The organism is Rhizobium sp. BT03, assembly GCF_030053155.1.
Taxonomy (GTDB): domain Bacteria; phylum Pseudomonadota; class Alphaproteobacteria; order Rhizobiales; family Rhizobiaceae; genus Rhizobium.
On record NZ_CP125641.1, the window covers coordinates 356,182 to 377,945 of the forward strand.

Genomic DNA, 21,764 nt, shown 5'->3' on the forward strand with positions numbered 1-21,764 from the left:
TAGCGCGCAAATAAATGGCATAAATGTAAGATATTTCAAATTGATATGCTGATTTTTCGATAATTTATGACGAAATTCTCTCGATTCTTTTGTTGACTTTGACGCTCAGGCCTGAGCCTTCTTGTCGAAAGGATCGGAGGTGGCGGGGGGCGCCGATCGAAGACGTGAGCGGACGGATACGGGAGGACGAGACGTGGCCGTGGTTGTATTAGACAAGATCTGCAAGACCTATGGAAACAGCTACCATGCGATCAAGGATCTGAGCCTGACGATCCATGACGGCGAGTTTCTGATTCTGGTCGGTCCGTCCGGATGCGGAAAATCGACCGCGCTCCGCATGATTGCTGGGCTTGAGGAGATCAGCAGCGGAACGTTGAGCATCGGCGGCCAGGACGTTGTCGATCTTGCGCCGAAGGACCGGGACATCGCCATGGTCTTTCAGAGCTATGCGCTTTATCCGCACATGACCGTGTTCGACAACATCGCCTTTTCGATGAAGCTGGCCGGAAAGAGCAAGGCCGAGCGAACCAAGCGCGTGCACGAGATCGCCAAGATCCTGCAGCTGGAAACCTTGCTCGGCAACAAGCCCGCCCAACTTTCCGGCGGCCAGCGCCAGCGTGTTGCGATGGGGCGCGCCATGGTCCGCGAACCCGCGGCATTCCTCATGGACGAGCCGCTTTCCAACCTCGATGCCAAGCTGCGTGTGCAAATGCGCGCCGAAATCGCAAGCCTGCAGCGACAATTGGGGGTAACGACGATCTACGTGACGCACGACCAGACCGAAGCCCTGACCATGGGCGACCGTGTCGCCGTACTGAAGGGCGGCGTGCTTCAGCAGGTGGACACGCCCAAGGCCCTCTATCACCGCCCGGTCAATGCCTTCGTCGCAGGCTTCATCGGCTCGCCGTCGATGAACCTGTTCGAAGGGCGTCTGGAGGGTATGCGGATCCATTTGCCGGGATTCTCCATCCCCTTGTCCGACGGCGCCTTCGAGCGGGCGTCCGGCCTTTCCGCCTTCGAGGGAAAGGCGCTGATCTTCGGCGTTCGGCCCGAGGATCTCTACGACAGCCAGCTGCCGTCCGGGGCGTCCTATCCGACGATCCCGGTTGTGGTGAAGTCGATCGAGGAGCTCGGCTCCGAGTTGATCGTGCATTTGAAGATCGACGCGGTTCGGATCGATTCGGGCGACCCCGACGCCGTCGAAGACCTGAGCGGTGCGGCCAACGCCGTCGCCCGCTTCGAAGCCGTCAGCACGGTCGAGACAGGCCAATCGATCAATCTGGCAATCGATCCGGCGAAACTTCATTTTTTCCATCCTCAAACGCATGTGGCGCTGTGAAGCGAAGACGAAACCGGCGTTCATCTTCAACATCCGACCTAGAGGGCTTATCGATGCCAGCAAAACAGGAACGGCGCCTCCGCATCGGCGTACTGGGAGCCGGCCAGATTGCCCAGGCCGCGCACTTCGAGAGCTGCACGAAGGCTGTGAATGCCGATCTCTATGCGATCTGCGACGTCGCCGCGGATCTCCGCGAACGAATGGCGATCACCCATGGAGCGGAAAAAACCTACGACGATTATGACAGGATGCTGGCCGATCCCGACCTTGATGCGGTGATCATCGCCACCGCCGATGCCTTTCACGTCCCGGCCTCGATCCGCGCCCTTCAGGCGGGCAAGCATGTGCTGTGCGAGAAACCGGTCGGTGTCACCGTCGAGGAATGCCTTGAATTGAAGGCTGAAGTCGAGACGTCGGGAAAGGTGTTTCAGGTCGGGCATATGAAGCGTTTTGACGCGGGGCTCCAGGCGGCGAAATCCTTCATCCGCGACGAGATGGGTGAGATGGTTGCTCTGAAGGCATGGTATTGCGACAGCACCCACCGCTATCCGATGACCGATGCGGTCCAGCCGCTGATCGTTGCCAGCGCCAATGCGCGAAAACCCGCCGCCAATCCGAAAGCCGACCTGCGCCGCTACTACATGCTGGCGCATGGTTGCCACCTGATCGACACGGCGCGTTATTTTGCCGGCGACATCGTTTCCGTCACCGCGCGTCTGAGTGAGCGAGCCGGCATCTGGTGCTGGTTCGTCGACGTGGAGTTTGCCTGCGGCACACTCGGTCACCTCGATCTCACCGTCCAGGTGCGCATGGACTGGCACGAAGGTTTCCAGATCTATGGCAGGAGCGGCAGCATTTTGGGCAAGACCTATAACCCGTGGTACTACAAAACCAGTGAGGTCGACATTTTCCGGGAAGCCGATGGCGCAACCCATCGCGTTCTCGGCGCCGACGGTCATTTCTATCGCCGTCAGGTCGAAGGCTTTGCCCGCACGATTCTGGATGGCGCAGTGATGGAGGGCGCCGACATCGATGATGGCCTGGCCTCCGTACGGGCCATGGTCGCCGTCGCGCGCTCCGTCGAAACCGGCAAGCCGGTCGCGCTCACCGACGTCACGGGTGGCGTGTGATGAAGCTCGGCATCTTCGCAAAGACCTTCGAGGGAACGGAACCCTCGACCGTCCTCAATTCGGTCGCCCGGGCCGGCTTCGCCGCAGCACAATACAACATGGCCTGCTCGGGCCTGCCGCCGATGCCGGAGACGATGACCGAGGCTCAAGCGCGTGCGGTCACCGAGGCGGCGCAGAGCAGTGGCGTCGAGATCGTCGCCGTTTCCGGCACCTACAACATGATCCATCCCGATCCCGCCCTGCGCCAAACCGGCCTTCGCAACCTGGCGACGCTGGCTGCGCGCTGCGCCGGCATGTCGACCGCCCTGATCACGCTCTGCACCGGCACCCGCGACCCCATCGACCAGTGGAAAGCGCATGCCGACAACGACACGCCGGCAGCCTGGCGCGATCTTCTCGAAGCCATGGGGGCGGCCATCGAGATCGCCGAGCGCTATAATGTGGATCTGGCTATCGAGCCGGAGCTTGCCAATGTCGTCAACTCGGCTGAGAAAGCCCATCGGCTGATCGCAGCGCTCAATAGCCCCCGCGTCAAGATCGTCCTCGATCCGGCCAATCTTTTCGAGGTCGCAACGTTGGATGAGCAGCGGCGCATCGTTTCCTCAGCCATCGATCTTCTCGCCGATCGGATCGTCATGGCGCATGCGAAAGACCGCAATCCCGACGGCAGTTTCGCGACCGCCGGCAAGGGCGTTCTCGACTACGCGCATTATCTCGGCCGTCTCAAGGCAATCGGCTTTGGCGGCAGTCTCGTCACGCACGGTCTTTCGGCCTCGGAAGCGGCCGGTGTGGCGTCCTTCCTAAAAAGGGCGCTCGACGGCGAAGGCGCGGGGAGAGGACGATGAGACGGGCTGAAGCGTTCGAAACCAGCGACGGAACCATTCTCAACGTCGATATGGCCGGCGAGGGCGCGCCGGCAATATTCCAGCACGGCCTCTGCGGAGACGCGACGCAGACGGACGAGGTCTTTCCGCGCGAAAGCGGATATCGCCGGGTTACGGTCGAAGCCCGCGGCCACGGGCGTTCCGGGGCCGGCAATGTCGAGCGGCTGTCGATTTCGGCCTTCTGCGATGATATTGCCGCTTATATCGAGAAGAACTTTGCGGCGCCGGTCGTGATCGGCGGCATCTCGATGGGGGCCGCGATCGCCTTGCGTCTCGCCGTCAAACGGCCCGATCTCGTCAAGGCACTGATCCTGGCAAGGCCGGCCTGGCTGACGGCATCGGCGCCGGACAATATGGCGCCCAATGCCGAAGTCGGGCGGCTTCTGAAAACCCTGCCACTGGGCAAGGCAAAGCAGGCATTCCTTGCCGGGCCGGTCGGCGTGCGGCTCGCCGCCGAGGCGCCGGACAATCTCGCCTCGCTTGCCGGGTTTTTCTCCCGCACGCCTCTGGATGTGACCGCCGAACTGCTGACCAGGATCTCCAGCGACGGCCCTGGCGTCACCGACGCGGAGGTCGGCAATCTCGCCCTGCCGGTGCTCGTCATCGGCCATGATCGCGACAGCATCCACCCTCTCCGGCATGCGCGTGCGCTTGCCGCGCGGATTGCCGGCGCGCGTTTCGTGCAGATCACGCCGAAAACGGAGAGCCGTCCGCAATATGTTGCCGACTTCAGGCTCGCCGTCGGCAATTTTCTAAAGGAGCTCTGAAACAATGCCTGTCCCCTCCAAGACCTGGATCGCCGATCTTCCGAAGGATCGACTGATTGCCGAGTTCTCCGTCTGGTCGGCCGATCTCATGCGTCTCGCCGATGATCTCGCGCGTGTCGATCCTCACGTCGACATCCTCCACATCGATGTCGCCGATGGCCATTTTGCGCCGGCGATGTTGTTCTTTCCCGATCTCGTCGCCGCTGTGCGCAAAGCCTCCACGCGCCCGATCCATGTTCACTTGATGGTTGCCGATAGCATTATCCTGTCGCAGATCGAGCAGTTCGCCGATGCCGGCAGCGACCTGATCAGTCTTCATGTCGAAAACGAAAGCGTCGCCGACCAGGCTCTCGATCTTCTCGATCGCCGCGGTGTCGCAGCCGGCATGGTTCTCAAGGTCGATACCCCCGTCGAGCGGATCGAGACATATGCTTCCCGGCTGCGTTTTGTGACGCTGCTCGGCACGGCGATCGGCGTCAAAGGCCAGGGCCTCGACGAGAAGGCCGGCGCCCGGCTTCAACAGGCAAAGCAGATCATCGCCGGCTGCGGTGCGGCCGATCGGATCGTGCTGGCGGCCGATGGCGGCATTCGCGAGCACACTGTGCCTCTGCTTCGCCAATCCGGTGCGGAAACGGTCGTTCTCGGTTCCCTGGCTTTCAATGCGCCGTCGCTCAATGAGCGGATGGCATGGATGCGCGCACTCTAACCGGCGGTCTTCACATGCAGCAGGTTGCCATTGGCATAGACCTCGGCGGAACGCAGGTGCGCGCCGCCCTTGTCGACGAGCAAGGCAGGATCCTGATGCGATTGGCCGAGCCAACGGATGCGCTGGCCGGGCCCGACCGGGTGCTCGCCCAGATTTGCGGCCTCGCCGATCGGCTGCTTGCGGCATCGAAGACTGCTTCGGTCGTGGGCGTCGGCGTATCCGCCCCAGGCCCGCTCGATACGGTCGCCGGTGTCGCGACCGATATCCCGACCCTTTCCGGCTTCGTCGATTTTCCGCTGAAGGCGGAACTGCAGACGCGGTTTCCGTTTCCGGTCGATCTCGAAAACGACGCCATTGCCGCGGCGATCGGCGAGTGGCAGTTCGGGATCGGCAAGGGACTTGATAACCTCGTCTATGTCACGGTGAGCACCGGGATCGGCGGCGGCGTTATCTCGGACGGCCGGGTGGTGCGCGGCCGCAAGGGCATGGCAGCCCATGTCGGCCACATGTCGGTCATGCCGAACGGAGACCTCTGCCCTTGCGGCAACAGGGGCTGTTTCGAGGCCTATGGATCCGGACCGGCATTTGCGCGGCGCGCCCAAATGCGGGCCATGGAAAGCCGAGAGACGACGTTAGGCAGCAACGGCGGCGCCATCGACAGCCGCAGCGTTTTTGCGGCAGCCAGAAATGGCGATCGGCTCGCCAACCAACTGGTCGACGAGGAAGCGGAAATTCTCGGACGCGGCTTCACCAGCCTGATCCACATCTTCAGTCCCGATATCATCGTCATGGGGGGAGGGCTCTCCCACGAATTCGACCGTCTGCAACCGGGCATTCAAGCCTATATCGGCCAATGGGCGATGCCGGCATTCAAGGATGTCAAGGTGATGCTGGCGGCGTTGGATCAGAACTCGGGCCTTGTCGGCGCGGCGGCTCTGGCGTTCTTGGCGGGGAAGGTCGCTCCGATCGGTCGTCCTTAGAGAACACTCTGGTCCTGTGCGCGCAGAGAGGCTGTTCCGTCAGGGCGGTGGCGCGGTACTTTCCCTGAGGATCAGTTCGACCGGCCACAATTCATGGACCTCATCCGCGGCACGTCCGGCGATCAGCTGTAGCGTTAACTCGGCACAGCGCGTGCCCGCAGCACGCATCGAGGATCGTGTTGTCGAAAGCGACGGCACCATGTTTTCGGCCGTCAGATAAGGGAAGACGTCGTCATGGGCGATGACCGACACATCCTGTCCCACCGTCATCCCGAGCGAACGGACGGCGCGGTAAACACCAAGCGCCGTCATCGTGGAGCCCGCGACGATCGCGGTCGGCGCATTTGCTCTCTCGAGGAAGGAGCGAGCATGGCGAAAGCCGCTTTCGTCGGAGAATTTATCGCAGACCATCAGGTTGGGATCGGCATTCAGCCCACGCTCCTGATGGGCCAGCCGAAAGCCCTGTTCGCGATGGATCGAATAGGTCTTGCCCCTGAGGCCGTTGATCATGGCGATGCGCCGGTGCCCGAGATCGAGCAGGTGTTCGGTGGACCTGCGCACGGCACCTTCATTATCGATATCGAGCCAGGCGTGAACGTGCTCGGTCTCCGAGCGGCCGTGAACCAGGAAGGGCACGCCGAGGCTGTTCAGCATCTCGATCCTGGGGTCCCGGGGGCGTGGCGAGTGAATGATCACCGCATCCACCCGGCGGCTTTCGACTAGGCGTCGATAGGCCTGGATCTCGTCGTCATCATTGTGTGCGGTGATGGGTGTGATGAGAATATCCGTATCGGCCGTTTCCAGGCGCTGCGCCATTCCCGACACGAATTCAGCGAAATGAATTTCTCCCGAACGTCCCATCATAACGCCGACCGCTCCGGCTCGTCCGGTCTTTAGGCGCACGGCATTGATGTCGGGGCGATAGCCGAGCCGCACTGCTTCGCTTGCCACCCGGGCACGCGTGGCTTCGCTCACCTCTGGATAGCCGCTGAGCGCACGGCTGACCGTCGTCGGAGAAAGCCCAAGCTGCTTTGCAAATTCACGAAGTTTCATCGGATGTCTTCTTTGTCCAGGCAATCAATGGACGATGCGTTGGAGATGCGCAACGGGCACCGGCTCAATCAGATAATAATTGAAATCGATTTCAAGTTAATCGGCTTGGAGCTGGGGCTTTAGAGGCTATTAAGTTTCCCTTAAGCTGTATATCTTGCTAAAATCGCCGTTTGGCGCAACTGTGAAGTGCTAATTTGGCGGGTTGACGCGGTCCATGCCTTCTGCAATGTTCTGTCGGCCAAATCGATTTCAATTTCTGGGAGGAGATCATGAAAAAGTTTGCTTTAGGCCTGTCCGCGCTCGGCGTCGCCATCGCGGTCGCCGGCCCGATCCGTGCCGCCGAGATTTCGTTTGCCGCCAACACCACGGGAAAAAACGTCGAATTCCTCAATAAGCAGCTGGCGATTTTCGAGAAGGAGACCGGCAATCAGGTCAAGCTCGTCACCATGCCGTCATCGAGCAGCGAGCAGTTCTCCCAATATCGCCTGTGGCTCGCCGCCGGAAACAAGGACATCGACGTCTATCAGACCGATGTCATCTGGGCGCCGCAGCTTGCCGACCAGTTCGTGGATCTGAAGGAGGTCACCGAGGACGTGGCCGGCCAGTTCTTCCCGTCGATCATCGCCTCGCAGACGGTCAACGGCCGGCTCGTGGCGCTGCCGTTGTTTACCGATGCTCCGGCGCTGTTTTACCGGAAGGACCTGCTTGAAAAATACGGCAAGCAGCCGCCGAAGACCTGGGACGAGATGGCTGCGACCGCCAAGGAAGTTCAGGATAAGGAGCGCCAGGCCGGACAGAAGGACCTCTGGGGCTACGTCTTCCAGGGCAATTCCTATGAAGGGCTGACCTGCAACGCGCTGGAATGGGTGAAGTCGTCGGGCGGCGGCCAGATCGTCGAGCCGGACGGGACGATCTCGATCAACAACGAGAAGGCGGCAGCTGCACTTGAACGCGCCAAGGGCTGGATCGGCACCATCTCACCGCCTGGTGTGCTCGCATATCAGGAAGAAGAATCGCGCGGCGTCTGGCAGACCGGCAACGCCGTCTTCATGCGCAACTGGCCCTATGCCTATTCGCTCGGCAATGGCGCCGACAGCGCTGTGAAGGGCAAGTTCGACGTCATGACGCTGCCGGTTGCGGCGGCCGGCGACAAGCCGTCCTCGACTCTCGGCGGTTGGAACCTGGCGGTTTCGAAATATTCCGAAAAGCAGGACGCAGCCATCGCGCTGGTAAAATTCCTGGCGTCGAAGGACGTTCAAAAGGCGCGCGCCATCGAGCTGTCCAACTTGCCCACGCTGACCGACCTCTATGACGACAAGGATGTTGCCGCCGCGCAGCCCTTCATGCCGAACTGGAAACCCATTTTCCAGAACGCGGTGCCGCGTCCTTCGGCGACCGCCAAGGTCAAGTACAACGAAGTGTCTTCGAAGTTCTGGACCGCGGTGCACAACACGCTGTCCGGCAGCGGCTCGGCTGCCGAGAACCTCGAGCTGCTGGAAGCCGACCTCACGACCCTCAAGGGCGACGCCTGGTAAGATTCCGGCCGGCGGCTGTGAAGCCGCCGGCCCGGTTTCGAACGAGCGAACGGGGAGAGACGTTTCATGACTGAAATCGTAGTTTCGCAAGCAGTTGAACCAAGGATTTCCGCTCTCAGAACCTCTACGGAGCTGCGATCCGAGCGGGTTCGATCCGCCTGGATGTTCCTGGCGCCGACGCTGCTGATCCTGGCGATCGTCGCCGGATGGCCGCTGTTCAGAACGATCTATTTCAGCTTTACGAATGCGTCGCTCAACGACCTCGGCAATGCTCGCTTCGTCGGCTTTGACAATTATCTGTCGTGGGTGACGCTGAAGAGCGGCAAGACCGTCTATCGCGGGCTGCTCGCCGATCCGGTCTGGTGGAAAGCCGTCTGGAACACGGCCAAATTCACCGTGCTTTCGGTGGTGATCGAGACCGTGCTCGGATTGATCGTCGCGCTGGTGCTGAACGCCCGGTTCGTCGGCCGTGGCGTTGTTCGGGCGGCAATCCTCATTCCCTGGGCGATCCCAACGATTGTCTCGGCCAAGATGTGGGCCTGGATGCTCAACGACCAGTTCGGCATTCTGAACGACATCCTGCTCGGCTTCGGGCTTATCGCCGAGAAGATCGCCTGGACCGCCAATCCGGAAACGGCGATGGTCGCGGTGCTCGTCGTCGACGTCTGGAAGACGACCCCCTTCATGGCGCTGCTGATCCTTGCCGGGCTGCAGATGGTTCCGGGCGATATCTATGAGGCCGCCAAGATCGACGGCGTCAATCCGATCAAGGTTTTCTGGCGCCTGACGCTGCCGCTGATCCGGCCGGCCATCATGGTTGCGGTGATCTTCCGGATGCTCGATGCGATGCGCATCTTCGATCTGATCTATGTGCTGACGCCCAACAATGCGCAGACGAAGACCATGTCGGTCATGGCGCGCGAGAACCTGTTCGACTTCGACAAGTTCGCCTACGGCGCGACTGCCTCGACGGTGCTTTTCCTGATCATTGCCTCGGTCACCATTCTTTATATCTGGCTCGGCCGCGTCAGGCTCGGCGGGGAGGAACGCTGATGCTGCTGTCGATCACCAAGAACACGCTCTTCTACCTGCTCGTCACGATCATCGTCGTCATTGCGGTCTTTCCGTTCTACTATGCGATCCTGACGAGCCTGAAGACCGGCACGGCGCTTTTCGAAGTCGATTACTGGCCGACCTCGATCTCGTTCGGCAACTATACGTCGGTGATGGGGCAGGGCGGGTTCGTCCGCAGCCTCGCGAATTCCGCAATGATCGCCTGTATCGTGGTTTCGGCGTCGCTGCTGCTTTCGATCACCGCTTCCTTCGCTTTGGCAAGGGTGCACTTCCGCGGTCGGGCGCTGTTGATGCTGACCATCCTCTCGGTGTCGATGTTTCCGCAGATCGCGGTTCTTGCGGGTCTCTTCGAACTCATTCGCTGGATCGGCATCTTCAACACGCCCTTCGCGCTGATCTTTTCCTACATGATCTTCACGCTGCCCTTCACCGTCTGGGTGCTGACGACCTTCATGCGCGAACTGCCGATCGAGATCGAGGAGGCGGCGATCGTCGATGGCGCCTCGCCATGGGTCATCGTCACCCAGGTGTTCATGCCGCTGATGTGGCCGGCGCTGGTGACGACTGGGCTGCTGGCCTTCATCACCGCGTGGAACGAGTTCCTTTTTGCGCTGACGTTCACATCTTCGGATACGCAGAGAACCGTCCCGGTCGCCATCGCCCTGCTTTCGGGAAACAGCGAATTCGAGATCCCGTGGGGCAACATCATGGCGGCGTCGGTGATCGTCACCGTGCCGGTGGTGGTGCTCGTTTTGATATTCCAGCGCCGGATCATTTCGGGGCTGACCGCCGGCGGCGTCAAGGGTTGAGGGAGTAAGATATGGCAGAGATCCGACTGGAGAATATCCGCAAGAGCTTCGGCGCCTTCGAGGTGATCAAGGGCGTAACGATGGATATCCGCCGCGGCGAGTTCATGGTGTTCGTGGGGCCGTCGGGATGCGGCAAGTCCACGCTGCTCAGGCTTATCTCCGGCCTCGAGGACATCACATCGGGAACGCTTTCCTTCGACAACGCGATGGTGAACCAGCACGCGCCCTCGAAGAGGGGGATCGCCATGGTGTTCCAGTCCTACGCGCTCTATCCGCATATGACGGTTTTCGACAACATGGCGTTCGGCATGAAATTGTCGGGACGCACCAAGGACGAACGCCGCAAGCGCGTCGAACAGGCGGCCGGCATGCTGCAGCTCTCATCTTACTTGGAGCGCCTGCCGCGGCAGCTTTCCGGCGGACAGCGCCAGCGCGTCGCAATCGGCCGGGCGATCGTTCGCGATCCCAAGGTCTTTCTCTTCGACGAGCCGCTGTCCAATCTCGATGCGGCGCTGCGCGTGGCGACGCGGCTGGAAATCGCCAAGCTTCATCGCAGCATGCGCAATACGACGATGATCTATGTGACGCATGATCAGGTCGAGGCCATGACGCTCGCCGATCGGATCTGCGTGCTGCGGGACGGCGTCGTCGAGCAGATCGGCACGCCGCTGGAACTTTACGAAAGCCCCAATTCCCTCTTCGTGGCCGGCTTCATCGGGTCGCCGAAAATGAACTTTCTGTCGGGCGAACTGGCGCAACCCTATGGCTGCCATACGATCGGCGTGCGCGCGGAGCATGTTCGCATCGCCCCAGAGGCGCCGGTTTGGAGCGGCACGGTCGTCCATTCGGAAATCCTCGGCTCCGACAGCTTCGTCTACGTGGATATCGGAACGGACGAGCCGCTCATCGTGCGCGAGGCCGGGGTTTCCCGCCACGAGCCGGGGCAGACGCTTGGCCTTGCCCCGCTTGCCGGCCACGTCCACCGTTTTGACCGTTCGGGCTGTGCGCTCGAACGGCAATCCATGCAGGCTGCCTGATCTTCCCAGGATCGACGTTCCTCCCAAGGCTCGATCCGTTTTAACGACAAGGAGAAAATGATGACCATTCGCACCGTTGTGTGGGGTGAAAACATCCACGAAAATATCAATGAGATCGTCCGCGGCATCTATCCCGAGGGCATGCACACGACGATCGCCAACGCGCTGAATGCCGATCCTGCCATCTCCGCGACGACGGCGACGCTGCAGGAGCCGGAGCATGGCCTCAGCGAAGCCCGGCTTGCCGAAACCGACGTCTTGACCTGGTGGGGCCACAAGGATCATGGCGCGGTCTCCGACGTCGTCGTCGAGCGGGTCGCCAGGCGCGTCTGGGAAGGCATGGGCCTGCTGGTGCTGCATTCCGGCCATTTCTCCAAGATCTTCAAGCGGCTGATGGGCACGCCCTGCGCGCTGAAATGGCGCGAGGCGGGCGAGCGCGAGCGGCTGTGGACGATCAACCAGCGCCACCCGATCGCCGCCGGCATCGGCGAGCATTTCGAGCTCGAGAACGAGGAAATGTACGGCGAGCAGTTCTCGGTGCCGGAGCCGCTTGAAACGGTGTTCATCTCCTGGTTCCAGGGCGGCGAGGTGTTCCGCTCGGGCCTGACCTGGCGGCGCGGCGCCGGCAACATCTTCTATTTCCGCCCCGGCCACGAGACCTATCCGACCTATCATGACGCCACCATCCAGAAGGTGCTGATCAACGGCGTCAAGTGGGCCTATAACCCTGAAGCAGCGTTGACTGGTATTACCGACGCTCCAAATGTGCCGGTAGAAAAGGCGCTGGAGCCGATCGTCGAACGTGGCCCGAGACTGCACCAGGCCGGCGAAGCCGGTTACCGCTGAGAGATGAGACGCCATGGGCGCGGGCGCCTCGCTCGGCCTAGCAAGCTGCGGCGATGATCTCGCGGCCGCTCACGCTTTGATTGATAATCATGAGGATAAAAAGAATGCGCTTGATCATTCTCGGTACCGGAGGATGGGCAAACACCCATGCCATGCATTTTTCGGAAATCGCCGGCGTCAAAATCGTCGCGGCCGTCGATACCGACGACGTTCGGCTGCGGGCCTTCGCGCTCAGGCATGCTATCCCGCTGACGTTCACGTCGCTCGATGACGCCCTTGCCTGGGGTGAGTTTGACGCCGTCACCAATGTCACGCCAGACCGCGCCCACTATTCCACGACGATGACGTTACTTGCCGCCGGCAAGCATGTGCTCTGCGAGAAGCCGCTGGCGGTCAACTACCGAGAGGCCAAGGAGATGGCCGAGGCTGCGGTGGCCTCCGGCAAGGTCACCATGGTAAACCTGACCTATCGCAATGTGGCGCCGCTGCAAGCCGCCCGCAAGATGGTGCTGGACGGGCGTCTCGGCGCCATCCGCCACTTCGAAGCGTCCTATCTTCAGAGCTGGCTGGTCTCGAAGGCCTGGGGCGACTGGACCAAGGAATCGCAATGGCTCTGGCGGCTGTCGACGAAGCACGGCTCCAATGGGGTGCTGGGCGATGTCGGTATCCACATCCTCGACTTCGCGGTCTTTGCCGCCGGAAGCGACGTCAAGGCGGCGGCATCGCATCTCAAGGTGTTCGACAAGGGCCCCGGGAACCGCATCGGCGAGTATGATCTCGACGCAAACGACAGTTTCCTGATGATGGCCGAACTGGAAAACGGTGCAGCTGGCGTCATCCATGCGACGCGCTGGGCGACCGGCCACCTGAACGAATTGCGGCTGCGTCTGCACGGAGACAAGGGCGCCCTGGAGGTGGTGCACACGCCTGAAGGCTCCACCCTCAGAACCTGTGAAGGCGCCGATGCCGACAAGGCGATCTGGCGCACGATCGAGGTCAAACCGGTCCTCACGAATTTCCAGCGATTTGCTAACGCCGTGCAAAAGGGGCAGCCGGATGAGCCGGGCTTCGGCCACGCGGCCAAGCTGCAATATGTTCTTGATCACGCCGTGAAGACGGCCGGCGCACTGACCGAGCTTTAGACAAGACGCTCCGGTTCAGGGTGGCTTCGTCAGATGTGCCGGTTCAGCTCGTCCTCGCTCACGCCGAAGTGGTCGAGGATGATGCCGACGTTGCGGCGGTGAGACTTGAAATAGACATCGAAAATATCGCCGATCAGGGGAACCGTCCCGCAGGCGGCGTCGACGCCGAGATTGACCGCCATGCGGGCGAGCTTGTGAGCGGGAAGGCCGAGCCGCCTTGCGTCGTCGATGATGAAAAGACCGATCAGCGATCCGGCAATGTCGCCCACCGCCGGGATGAGACCGAGCACCGAGTCCGCCCCGATCCGCACGCCGACGACCGGCAATCGGACCGCAGTATCCATCAGACGGGCTATGCCGGCAGCGCGCCGAATTCGCCCGAGCTCGGCAGCGGTGAGGTATGTCGTTTTGCCCGTGTCCATGGCCGTGAAACGCCGCAAAACCGATAAGGTTCGGCGGCGCGCATGATCGCAGACCGCGCTATCTCTGGTCGGGAACCACGACCAGTTTGCCGACGAAGTTCTTCGCCATGAAATCGGTCTGGGCGCGGTGGAATTCCGACAGCGGGTAGACGCCGCCGACGAGGGGCCGGATTTTCCGGCTTTCGATATAGCCGACGAGCCGGCGGAAATCGGCGCGACTTCCCTGGCTGGAGCCGTGCAGTTCCAACTGCTTCAAATACATGGTCCTGAGGTCGAGCTGGACGACCGGGCCGGCGATCGCGCCGGCCGTGGTATAGCGGCCTTCGGGGCGCAGGATCTTCAGGAGGTCGTTGAACAGCGGCCCGCCAACGAGATCGGCGACGACATCGATCGGCTCGCCGCGGCTGGCGGAATGCACGGCTTCGACCAGATCGCCCTTGCCGCGGGTGACGACCGCTTCGGCGCCGATCTCGAGCATCGCCGCCTCCTTGCCGGGACCGGCGACGGCGATCGGGACGGCACCGCGGGCACGCGCAAGCTGGATGATCGCCGAGCCGACACCGCCGGAGGCGCCGGTCACCAGGACGCGCTCGCCGGCGGCAAGCCTTGCCCGCTCCAGCATGCGCTCGCCGGTCAGATAGGCGCAGCAGAAGGTGGCGAGCTCGACGTCGGCCAGATCGGTTGCGACGACATGAGCGTTTTCGGCCGGCAGCGCCATATATTCGGCATACCCGCCGTCGCGGCCATGACCCATGTAGTCGATGTCGGCGAGGCTGTCGTCGTCGCGATTGTAAATCGAGAAATCGACCATGACGCGTTCGCCGATGCGCGCCGGATCGATGCCGGCGCCGACGCCGACGATATGGCCGACCGTATCCGTGCCCTGAATGCGCGGGAAGCTCAGCGTATTGCCCTGCCTGCGCCAGGTGGAGACGGCGGATGGATCGTCCTCGGTGCCGTAGGCGCCCTGACGTACCCAGACATCGGTATTGTTCATGCCGCAGGCGGTGACGCGGATCAGAACCTCGCCGTCCGCTGGTGTCGGGACCGGCACGTCCCTGTCATAGACGAGCTTCTCCAGGCCGCCATGGCCGGTCAGCAATACGGCGGCCATCTTTTCCGGGATCGTCATGCGGCTTCTCCTCAGATCGTCTTGAAAACGCTTTCGATCGCCTCCGCTGCCGCCCTGACGACGACGTCCGCCTCTTCGCGTGTGAGGCAGAGCGGCGGCGCAAAGCCGAGAATATCGCCTTGCGGCATGGCGCGACCGATGACGCCGCGTTCGAGAAGAGCGGCGGCGACCTGCGGCCCGATCTTGCGGCCGGCATCGAAGAATTTTCGATCGTCTTTGTCCTCGACGAATTCGATTGCCGCCATCAGGCCGTCGCCGCGGACGTCGCCGACGTTCCGGTGGCCGCCCACCGCTTTTACCAGTTCCGAGCGGAAATAGGCGCCGGTCGCGCCGGCATTTTCGACGATGCCGAGTTCGTCGATCAGCTCCAGGTTGGCGATGCCGGCGGCAGCGCAGATCGGATGGGCGGAATAGGTCCAGCCGTGGCCGATTGCTCCCAATTCATCGGAACCCTGCACCAGCACCTGCCACATCTTGTCCGAAACGATGCTGCCGGAAAGCGGGGCATAAGCGGAGGTCAGGCCCTTGGCGATGGTGATCAGATCCGGCTTCATGCCGTAATGATCCGAGCCGAACATCGTGCCGAGACGGCCGAAGCCGGTGACGACTTCGTCGGCGACGAGCAGGATGTCGTATTTGTCGAGGACGGACTGGATCTTCTGCCAATAGCCCTTCGGCGGCGGCACGATGCCGCCGGTGCCGAGAATGGGTTCGCCGATGAAGGCGGCGATGGTATCAGGACCTTCGGTGAGGATCATTTCCTCAAGCTTGTCGGCGCAATAATGCGAGAACTGCTCCTCGTCCATCGCGCGGTCGGGCCGGCGGAAATAATAGGGCGCTTCGGTGTGCAGGATCGGCGCGCGCGGCAGGTCGAAGGCATTGTGGAAGAGCGCCAGGCCGGTGAGGCTGCCGGTCATGACGCCGGAGCCGTGATAACCGCGCCAGCGCGAGATGATCTTTTTCTTGTCCGGCCGGCCGAGAATGTTGTTGTAGTACCAGATGAGCTTGATGTTGGTCTCGTTGGCGTCCGAGCCCGAGAGGCCGAAATAGACGCGGCTCATGCCAGCAGGCGCACGATCGATGATCATCTTCGAAAGCGCAATCGAAGCTTCCGTGCCGTGGCCGACATAGGCATGATAATAGGCGAGATCCTTCGCCTGTTCGGCGATGGCATCGGCAATCTTCTGGCGGCCATAGCCGACATTGACGCAATAGAGCCCGGCAAAGGCGTCGAGGCTTTTGCGTCCCGTCGTGTCGGTGATGTAGACGCCTTCGCCGCCGGCGACGACGCGGGTCGGCGTCTCGCCGCGCGCATGCATGCCCATATGGGTGGAGGGATGGAAGAAGTGATCGCGGTCCCAGGCGGTGAGTTCGTTGCTTTTATCGAGCATGTCCTATCCTCTTCTTGAAATGGGCGGCTTAGTGCATGTCGCCCGGAAGTGTGCCGCGGTTCCGGGATAACGACATGCATGAAAACAAAGAGCTTTAAGCGGCGGTGTCGATGCAGAGATATTTGAGCTCGGTGAAGGCTTCGAGCCCGTGGCGTGAGCCCTCGCGGCCAAGACCTGATTGCTTCCAGCCGCCGAAGGGTATCGGGCCGCCGGTGATCTTCACGCGGTTGACCGCTACCATGCCGTATTCCAGCGCCCGCCCGAGGCGCATCTGCCGCGCGCCGTTTTCCGTGACGATATAGGCGACGAGGCCGTATTCGGTATCGTTGGCGCGGGCGACGACCTCGTCTTCGGTGTCGAACGTGGTCAGTGCCGCCACAGGCCCAAAAGTCTCCTCGCGCATGATCAGCGCATTCGCCGCCACATCAGTCAAAAGCGTCGGCTCGTAGAACAGCCGGCCGGCCTTATGGCGCCTGCCGCCGGTGACGAGCCGGGCGCCGCGCGCCAGCGCGTCGGCGACCTGTTCCTCGACTTTGACGACGGCGCGCTCATGCATCAGCGGCCCGATCTCGGCGCCATCCTCAAGCCCGGCGCCGACCTTCAGCGCGGCGATGCGGGCGGCGAAAGCCTTGGCGAAGTCGTCAGCGATCCGCCGCTGGACGAAGATCCGGTTGGCGGCAAGGCAATCCTGGCCCGATGTGGCAAACTTGGCGTTGACGGCAATTTCGACCGCCTTGGCGATATCGGCGTCTTCGAAGACGATCAGCGGAGCGTGGCCGCCGAGTTCCATCACCAGCCGCTTCAGGGTCGGCGCGCATTGGCTGACAATAAGCTTGCCGATGCTTGTCGAACCGGTAAAGCTCAATGCACGCACCCGGACGTCTTCACAGAGCGCGCCCACAATCGGCGCGGCTTGGCCGGTAACGACATTGAAGACCCCTGGGGGAATGCCGGCCCTTTCGCCGAGTTCGGCAAGGGCAAGTGCTGAAAGCGGCGTCTCGGAAGAGGGGTGAGCGACGACCGTGCAGCCGGCGGCAAGGGCGGCGGCAGCCTTGCGCGTGACCATGGCCGAGGGAAAATTCCAGGGTGTGACGATGCCGACGACGCCGAGCGCCTCGCGCCGGATGATCATTTCCGCGTCCGGCAGATGGCTGGTGACGCTTTCGGCATTCAACCGCTTGCCTTCCTCGGCATACCATTCGAGGAAGGAGGCGGCGTAATCGATCTCGCCGCGCGATTCCGCCAGCGGCTTGCCTTGCTCGAGCGTCATGATCAGCGCTAGATCCTCCTTGGCCCCGAGCACCAGCGCGTGCCACTTCCGCAGGATCGCCGCCCGGTTCTGCGGCAGCATGGCACGCCAGCCGGCAAAAGCCTCTGACGCTGCATCGATCGCCGCCTCTGTCTCGTCCGTGCCAAGGCTTGCCACCCAAGCCAGCGTCGCTGAGGAGGCCGGATCGGTAACCTCGAAACTTTCGCCGATCTTGCCGGCGATCCAGCGGCCGCCGACATAGGCGAGATCGCGCAGGAGATGGCGATCGGAAAGCCGCGACAGCGCATCATGATAGGCGGGGCGGGCAAAAACGGCGGTCATGTCCAGTCTCCTCGTGGCGATGACTAAGTCTTCCACGGGAGCGGGCGAGAGATTGTCTGTTGGTGGAGGCGAAAAAAGAGAGACGGTCTAAAGAACGGTGGCGTGGCAGAGAGATTGTCTACGGCGCGGTCTGTTATTCATCTGATCCGGTGAAGGAAGAGACCGGGAGCACCGTTTCCTCCTTCACCGTCTTGGTGACGATGTAGGTGAAGTAGCGGTCGATGCCGAGTTCGCGGTCGAGAAGCCCGTCGACCAGCCGCTGATAGGCGTCGATATCGGGGGCGATGATCTTCAGGATGTAGTCGACGCCGCCGCCGACCGACCAGCAGGCGACGATCTCCGGAATTGCGGCGATGGCGCGTTCGAAACGCTCGAAATCCGCCTGGCGATGATTGGCGAGCGTCACCTCCATCATGACGCTGGCAACCGGCGCGATGCGCCGTGGAGCGATGCGGGCGTGGTAGCCGGTGATCACGCCTGCCTTTTCGAGCTTGCGCAGCCGCATCCAGCATGGTGTCGGCGATAGCCCGGCCTTTTCGGCCAGCGCCAGCTTGGTGATGCGGCCGTCGCGCTGGACGGCGTCGAGAATGCGCAGGTCGATGGCGTCGAGCTTCATGGTGCTTTCTTTGGAAAGAAATCATTTCAAACGCGGCGAAAAGACAATGGGAGCGCATTTTGGCATTGTCAATTGAACTGATTTTCAGCAGTGTTGAAATCATGACAAAGTGGCGCCCCGATCCCTCGCAACTCCGCCGGCCGGCCTACCTCTCGCTCGCCGAGCAGATCGCCAATGCGATTACCGACGGCAAGCTTTCCGACGGGGCGCAATTGCCGCCGCACCGCAAGCTGGCGGATGATCTGCATCTTTCCGTGCAGACGGTGAGCCGCGCCTATGATGAGCTCAGCCGCCGCGGGCTGATATCGGGCGAGATCGGCCGCGGCAGCTTCGTCCAGACCAGGCCGCGCGAGCCGGAGCCGCCTTATCTGCCGGAGCGGCTGGGCGAGGTGATCGATCTGTCGATCCTGAAGCCGGTCTGCGAACAGATCCATCTGGAAAGGCTGCGCCAGGCCTTCGGCTGGCTTTCGGAAAACCTGCCCTCCAGTTCGGCCCTATCGTTCCGGCCGAACATGGTGTTCCCGCGTCACCGCACTGTCGCCACCGAATGGCTGGCGCGCTGTGGGCTCGAGGTATCGCCGCTGAACGTTAGCGTGACGAATGGCGCGACCTCGGGCATGACGGTGGCGCTGATGAGCGTCGCGCCGCCCGGTTCGACGATTGCGACCGAAGCGGTCAGCCACCATACGCTGGTGCCGCTCTGCGGCTATCTCGGCCTGCACCTCGAAGGGCTGGCGATCGACGAGGAGGGCATGATTCCGGAGGCGCTTGACGAAGCCTGCCGCACGGGGCCGATCCGGGCAATCTTTCTGCAGCCCTCGGTGATCAATCCGATGGCGGCGCTGATGAGCGCCGAGCGCCGGCAGGCGCTGGCCGCCGTGGCCGCCAAGCATGACATTGCGATCATCGAAAACGACATTCTCGGTCCGATGGTTGAGAACCGCGCGCCGCCGATGGCGGCGTTCGCGCCGGAGCGGACGCTCTACGTCACCAGCTTCACGAAGATCACCGTCCCCGGCCTCAGGATCGGCTACCTCGTCGCCCCCGACCGCTATGTCGCTGCCGTCGCCAACCGGCATCTCGTTTCCAGCTGGATGGCGACGCCTGCCATGGCCGAGATCGCCACCCGCTGGGTCAGCGACGGCACGGCGATGGAGCTGGTCAACTGGCAGCGCCGCGCCCTTGCGAGCCGCCACGCGATCGCGGCGGAGATGCTGGCCGGGCTGCCTTACCGGGCGCATCCGCAAAGCCTGCACGTCTGGCTGCCGCTCTCCGGCCACCATGCGGAGGACGGGTTTGTCTCGCAGGCCAGGCTGCGCGGGGTGGCGATCGCGCCCGGCAAATCGTTCCGCACCGCCGACCAGGGCTCGACGCCGGCCGTGCGTATCTCGCTCGGTTCGACGACGGAAAGCGAATTGCGGACCGGTCTTGGGATCGTCGCCGCATTGGCGCAGGGAAATCCGGAAGAGCTGCTGCTGGCGATTTGATGCCATTGCCCCCCACTTGGGCATTCTCAGAATAATTGTCATGATATTATTTTGCGAATTGACATGATTTCGATGCGCCGTCATCGTTAGGTCATTGCTTGTCTCAACAGGGAGAGACATGAATGCCCGCGCCCATCATCCGCATCGACAACATCGTCAAGAGATACGGCCCGCTGACCGTGCTTGACGGGCTGTCGATGAATGTCATGCCGGGTGAGAAGCTGGCGCTGATCGGGCCGTCCGGCTCCGGCAAGACGACGATCCTGCGCATCCTGATGACGCTGGAGACGATCAGCGGCGGCCATATCGAGGTCGACGGTGAACAGCTTTACCACATGCCGCGTGGCAGCGGTCTGGTGCCGGCCGATGAGCGGCATCTGCATCGCATGCGCGAGAAGATCGGCATGGTCTTTCAGCACTTCAATCTCTTTCCGCATAAATGCGTCCTCGACAATGTGACGCTGGCGCCGATGCTGACCAAGGGCATCAAGCGCCCGCAGGCCGAAAAGCGGGCGATGGAGCTTCTCGATATGGTCGGCCTGGCCGACAAGGCGAGAAGCGTCCCGGCGCAGCTTTCCGGCGGGCAGAAGCAGCGTGTCGCCATCGCCCGGGCGCTGGCCCTGTCGCCGAAGATCATGCTGTTCGACGAGGTGACCTCGGCGCTCGATCCGGAATTGGTCGAAGAGGTGCTGAACGTCATGCGGCGGCTGGCCTCCGAGACCGACATGACCATGCTTCTCGTCACCCATGAAATGGGCTTCGCCCATGATTTCGCTGACCGCGTGCTGTTCTTCGATCGCGGCAGGATCGTCGAGGAAGGCAAGCCGGGCGACATCTTCCGCAATCCGACGCAGGAAAGGACGCAGACCTTCCTGCGCAAGATCATAGCGGCGGGGCACCGCGTCTGACCTCAGACATTGCCCGCAAAGAACAAACTCAAAGGAAAGCCAGAGGAGTTGGGAACGATGAAAGCAGGATATGTTTTGAGCGCCGTCAGCCTGTCGGTGCTGCTGGTCGCGGCGGCCGGCCCGGCATCCGGCGCTGATGACAAGCTCGAGCAACTGAAGGAGCAGGGCTTTGCCCGCATCGCCATCGCCAACGAGCCGCCGTTCACGGCCGTCGGTGCCGATGGCAAGGTGTCGGGCGCTGCGCCCGATGTGGCGCGCGTGATCTTCGAAAAGCTCGGCGTCAAGGAAGTGGTCGCCTCGATCTCGGAATATGGCGCGATGATCCCCGGCCTTCAGGCCGGCCGCCATGACGCGATCACCGCCGGCCTGTTCATGAAGCCGGAGCGTTGCAATGCCGTCGCTTATTCTGAACCGATCCTCTGCGACGCCGAAGCCTTTGCTCTCAAGAAGGGCAACCCGCTGAGGCTGACGAGCTACAAGGATATTGCCGACAATCCGGACGCCAAGATCGGCGCGCCAGGCGGCGGCACCGAGGAGAAGCTGGCGCTCGAAGCCGGCGTGCCGCGTGATCGCGTCATCGTCGTGCCGGATGGCCAGAGCGGCATCAAGATGCTGCAGGACGGCCGCATCGACGTCTATTCGCTGCCGGTTCTGTCGATCCACGACCTGATGGCCAAGGCGAAAGATCCCAATCTCGAAACCGTCGCTCCCGTCGTCAATGCACCGGTCTATTGCGATGGCGCCGCCTTCCGCAAGCAGGACGTCGCGCTGCGCGATGCTTTCGACGTCGAGCTGAAGAAGCTGAAGGAATCGGGCGAATTCGCCAAGATCATCGAACCCTACGGCTTCTCGGCCAAGGCGGCGATGTCGACGAGCCGCGACAAGCTCTGCGCCGCAGCCAAGTAACCTGATGTG

21 protein-coding genes are annotated in these 21,764 nt (G+C 62.2%); 15 read left to right on the forward strand and 6 right to left on the reverse strand.

All coding sequences use genetic code 11. The annotated features are described in order from the left end of the window. Nucleotides 1-193: 193 nt before the first annotated feature. The 6 genes from QMO80_RS23465 to QMO80_RS23490 are packed head-to-tail and all read left to right on the forward strand — an operon-like array spanning nt 194 to nt 5,806. Complete coding sequence (locus tag QMO80_RS23465; RefSeq protein WP_283200284.1) at nt 194-1,339, forward strand: ABC transporter ATP-binding protein; 1,146 nt, start codon at nt 194-196, stop codon at nt 1,337-1,339. Nucleotides 1,340-1,392: 53 nt separating this feature from the next. Continuing rightward, a complete protein-coding gene (locus tag QMO80_RS23470; RefSeq protein WP_283200285.1) occupies nt 1,393-2,469 on the forward strand; it encodes a Gfo/Idh/MocA family protein in 1,077 nt (358 codons plus the stop codon). Beyond that, entirely contained in the window at nt 2,469-3,314 is an 846-nt protein-coding gene (locus QMO80_RS23475) for a sugar phosphate isomerase/epimerase (protein WP_283200286.1), read from the forward strand. Before QMO80_RS23470 ends, QMO80_RS23475 begins: the two co-directional genes overlap by 1 nt. Continuing rightward, complete coding sequence (locus QMO80_RS23480) at nt 3,311-4,120, forward strand: alpha/beta fold hydrolase (RefSeq protein ID WP_283200287.1); 810 nt, start codon at nt 3,311-3,313, stop codon at nt 4,118-4,120. The genes QMO80_RS23475 and QMO80_RS23480 overlap by 4 nt, the downstream gene beginning before the upstream one ends. Nucleotides 4,121-4,124: 4 nt before the next feature. After that, nucleotides 4,125-4,826 (forward strand): ribulose-phosphate 3-epimerase, encoded by a 702-nt coding sequence (locus QMO80_RS23485; RefSeq protein ID WP_283200288.1) that lies wholly within the window; start codon nt 4,125-4,127, stop codon nt 4,824-4,826. A 14-nt stretch (nt 4,827-4,840) separates the two neighbouring features. Then, nucleotides 4,841-5,806 (forward strand): ROK family protein, encoded by a 966-nt coding sequence (locus QMO80_RS23490; protein ID WP_283200790.1) that lies wholly within the window; start codon nt 4,841-4,843, stop codon nt 5,804-5,806. Between the two features lie 39 nt (nt 5,807-5,845). On the opposite strand, the gene QMO80_RS23495 is transcribed toward QMO80_RS23490, so the two are convergent. After that, nucleotides 5,846-6,859, reverse strand: a complete 1,014-nt coding sequence (locus QMO80_RS23495; RefSeq protein ID WP_283200289.1) for a LacI family DNA-binding transcriptional regulator — start codon at nt 6,857-6,859, stop codon at nt 5,846-5,848. A 269-nt stretch (nt 6,860-7,128) separates the two neighbouring features. Here QMO80_RS23495 and QMO80_RS23500 point away from each other — a divergent pair, with 269 nt between their 5' ends. From QMO80_RS23500 to QMO80_RS23525, 6 genes are all read left to right on the forward strand, one after another. Beyond that, a complete protein-coding gene (locus tag QMO80_RS23500; RefSeq protein WP_283200290.1) occupies nt 7,129-8,394 on the forward strand; it encodes an ABC transporter substrate-binding protein in 1,266 nt (421 codons plus the stop codon). A gap of 66 nt (nt 8,395-8,460) precedes the next feature. Then, on the forward strand, nt 8,461-9,447 hold the full coding sequence (locus tag QMO80_RS23505; RefSeq protein WP_283200291.1) for a carbohydrate ABC transporter permease: 987 nt from the start codon (nt 8,461-8,463) through the stop codon (nt 9,445-9,447). Further along, nucleotides 9,447-10,277 (forward strand): carbohydrate ABC transporter permease, encoded by an 831-nt coding sequence (locus tag QMO80_RS23510; RefSeq protein ID WP_283200292.1) that lies wholly within the window; start codon nt 9,447-9,449, stop codon nt 10,275-10,277. The genes QMO80_RS23505 and QMO80_RS23510 overlap by 1 nt, the downstream gene beginning before the upstream one ends. An 11-nt stretch (nt 10,278-10,288) precedes the next feature. Further along, complete coding sequence (locus QMO80_RS23515; RefSeq protein ID WP_283200293.1) at nt 10,289-11,314, forward strand: ABC transporter ATP-binding protein; 1,026 nt, start codon at nt 10,289-10,291, stop codon at nt 11,312-11,314. A gap of 60 nt (nt 11,315-11,374) precedes the next feature. After that, nucleotides 11,375-12,160, forward strand: coding sequence for a ThuA domain-containing protein (locus tag QMO80_RS23520; protein WP_283200791.1), 786 nt, complete (start codon nt 11,375-11,377; stop codon nt 12,158-12,160). Nucleotides 12,161-12,264: 104 nt separating this feature from the next. Then, nucleotides 12,265-13,302, forward strand: a complete 1,038-nt coding sequence (locus tag QMO80_RS23525) for a Gfo/Idh/MocA family protein (RefSeq protein ID WP_283200294.1) — start codon at nt 12,265-12,267, stop codon at nt 13,300-13,302. Between the two features lie 29 nt (nt 13,303-13,331). Here QMO80_RS23525 and QMO80_RS23530 read toward each other — a convergent pair whose 3' ends face one another. The 5 genes from QMO80_RS23530 to QMO80_RS23550 all read right to left on the reverse strand — a co-directional run bounded on the left by QMO80_RS23530 (nt 13,332) and on the right by QMO80_RS23550 (nt 18,454). Continuing rightward, nucleotides 13,332-13,724, reverse strand: a complete 393-nt coding sequence (locus tag QMO80_RS23530; RefSeq protein ID WP_283200295.1) for a DUF4112 domain-containing protein — start codon at nt 13,722-13,724, stop codon at nt 13,332-13,334. A gap of 58 nt (nt 13,725-13,782) precedes the next feature. Next, nucleotides 13,783-14,856: an alcohol dehydrogenase family protein gene (locus QMO80_RS23535; protein WP_283200296.1), complete on the reverse strand. Its 1,074-nt coding sequence runs from the start codon at nt 14,854-14,856 to the stop codon at nt 13,783-13,785. Between the two features lie 11 nt (nt 14,857-14,867). Further along, nucleotides 14,868-16,247 carry an aspartate aminotransferase family protein gene (locus tag QMO80_RS23540; RefSeq protein WP_283200297.1) on the reverse strand — a complete coding sequence of 460 codons (1,380 nt, stop codon included), beginning with the start codon at nt 16,245-16,247 and terminating at the stop codon, nt 14,868-14,870. A gap of 94 nt (nt 16,248-16,341) precedes the next feature. Further along, nucleotides 16,342-17,838, reverse strand: a complete 1,497-nt coding sequence (locus QMO80_RS23545) for an NAD-dependent succinate-semialdehyde dehydrogenase (protein ID WP_283200298.1) — start codon at nt 17,836-17,838, stop codon at nt 16,342-16,344. Nucleotides 17,839-17,971: 133 nt separating this feature from the next. Next, nucleotides 17,972-18,454: an Lrp/AsnC family transcriptional regulator gene (locus QMO80_RS23550; protein ID WP_283200299.1), complete on the reverse strand. Its 483-nt coding sequence runs from the start codon at nt 18,452-18,454 to the stop codon at nt 17,972-17,974. 101 nt (nt 18,455-18,555) lie between these two features. On the opposite strand from QMO80_RS23550, the gene QMO80_RS23555 reads away from it, so the two are divergent. The 3 genes from QMO80_RS23555 to ehuB all read left to right on the forward strand — a co-directional run bounded on the left by QMO80_RS23555 (nt 18,556) and on the right by ehuB (nt 21,755). Continuing rightward, entirely contained in the window at nt 18,556-19,941 is a 1,386-nt protein-coding gene (locus tag QMO80_RS23555; RefSeq protein ID WP_283200300.1) for a PLP-dependent aminotransferase family protein, read from the forward strand. A gap of 122 nt (nt 19,942-20,063) precedes the next feature. After that, complete coding sequence (ehuA, locus tag QMO80_RS23560) at nt 20,064-20,849, forward strand: ectoine/hydroxyectoine ABC transporter ATP-binding protein EhuA (protein WP_283200301.1); 786 nt, start codon at nt 20,064-20,066, stop codon at nt 20,847-20,849. Nucleotides 20,850-20,906: 57 nt separating this feature from the next. Then, a complete protein-coding gene (ehuB, locus tag QMO80_RS23565) occupies nt 20,907-21,755 on the forward strand; it encodes an ectoine/hydroxyectoine ABC transporter substrate-binding protein EhuB (protein WP_283200302.1) in 849 nt (282 codons plus the stop codon). Nucleotides 21,756-21,764: the final 9 nt, after the last annotated feature.

Excerpts from the sequence above, each read along its gene's own strand:
- QMO80_RS23500 (WP_283200290.1), top strand. The coding sequence starts at position 7,129 with ATGAAAAAGTTTGCTTTAGGCCTGTCCGCGCTCGGCGTCGCCATCGCG.
- QMO80_RS23535 (WP_283200296.1), bottom strand. The coding sequence starts at position 14,856 with ATGACGATCCCGGAAAAGATGGCCGCCGTATTGCTGACCGGCCATGGC.
- ehuB (WP_283200302.1), top strand. The coding sequence starts at position 20,907 with ATGAAAGCAGGATATGTTTTGAGCGCCGTCAGCCTGTCGGTGCTGCTG.
- ehuA (WP_283200301.1), top strand. The coding sequence starts at position 20,064 with ATGCCCGCGCCCATCATCCGCATCGACAACATCGTCAAGAGATACGGC.
- QMO80_RS23515 (WP_283200293.1), top strand. The coding sequence starts at position 10,289 with ATGGCAGAGATCCGACTGGAGAATATCCGCAAGAGCTTCGGCGCCTTC.
- QMO80_RS23480 (WP_283200287.1), top strand. The coding sequence starts at position 3,311 with ATGAGACGGGCTGAAGCGTTCGAAACCAGCGACGGAACCATTCTCAAC.
- QMO80_RS23490 (WP_283200790.1), top strand. The coding sequence starts at position 4,841 with ATGCAGCAGGTTGCCATTGGCATAGACCTCGGCGGAACGCAGGTGCGC.
- QMO80_RS23545 (WP_283200298.1), bottom strand. The coding sequence starts at position 17,838 with ATGACCGCCGTTTTTGCCCGCCCCGCCTATCATGATGCGCTGTCGCGG.
- QMO80_RS23495 (WP_283200289.1), bottom strand. The coding sequence starts at position 6,859 with ATGAAACTTCGTGAATTTGCAAAGCAGCTTGGGCTTTCTCCGACGACG.
- QMO80_RS23525 (WP_283200294.1), top strand. The coding sequence starts at position 12,265 with ATGCGCTTGATCATTCTCGGTACCGGAGGATGGGCAAACACCCATGCC.
- QMO80_RS23520 (WP_283200791.1), top strand. The coding sequence starts at position 11,375 with ATGACCATTCGCACCGTTGTGTGGGGTGAAAACATCCACGAAAATATC.
- QMO80_RS23470 (WP_283200285.1), top strand. The coding sequence starts at position 1,393 with ATGCCAGCAAAACAGGAACGGCGCCTCCGCATCGGCGTACTGGGAGCC.
- QMO80_RS23555 (WP_283200300.1), top strand. The coding sequence starts at position 18,556 with ATGACAAAGTGGCGCCCCGATCCCTCGCAACTCCGCCGGCCGGCCTAC.
- QMO80_RS23550 (WP_283200299.1), bottom strand. The coding sequence starts at position 18,454 with ATGAAGCTCGACGCCATCGACCTGCGCATTCTCGACGCCGTCCAGCGC.
- QMO80_RS23475 (WP_283200286.1), top strand. The coding sequence starts at position 2,469 with ATGAAGCTCGGCATCTTCGCAAAGACCTTCGAGGGAACGGAACCCTCG.
- QMO80_RS23485 (WP_283200288.1), top strand. The coding sequence starts at position 4,125 with ATGCCTGTCCCCTCCAAGACCTGGATCGCCGATCTTCCGAAGGATCGA.
- QMO80_RS23540 (WP_283200297.1), bottom strand. The coding sequence starts at position 16,247 with ATGCTCGATAAAAGCAACGAACTCACCGCCTGGGACCGCGATCACTTC.
- QMO80_RS23510 (WP_283200292.1), top strand. The coding sequence starts at position 9,447 with ATGCTGCTGTCGATCACCAAGAACACGCTCTTCTACCTGCTCGTCACG.
- QMO80_RS23530 (WP_283200295.1), bottom strand. The coding sequence starts at position 13,724 with ATGGACACGGGCAAAACGACATACCTCACCGCTGCCGAGCTCGGGCGA.
- QMO80_RS23505 (WP_283200291.1), top strand. The coding sequence starts at position 8,461 with ATGACTGAAATCGTAGTTTCGCAAGCAGTTGAACCAAGGATTTCCGCT.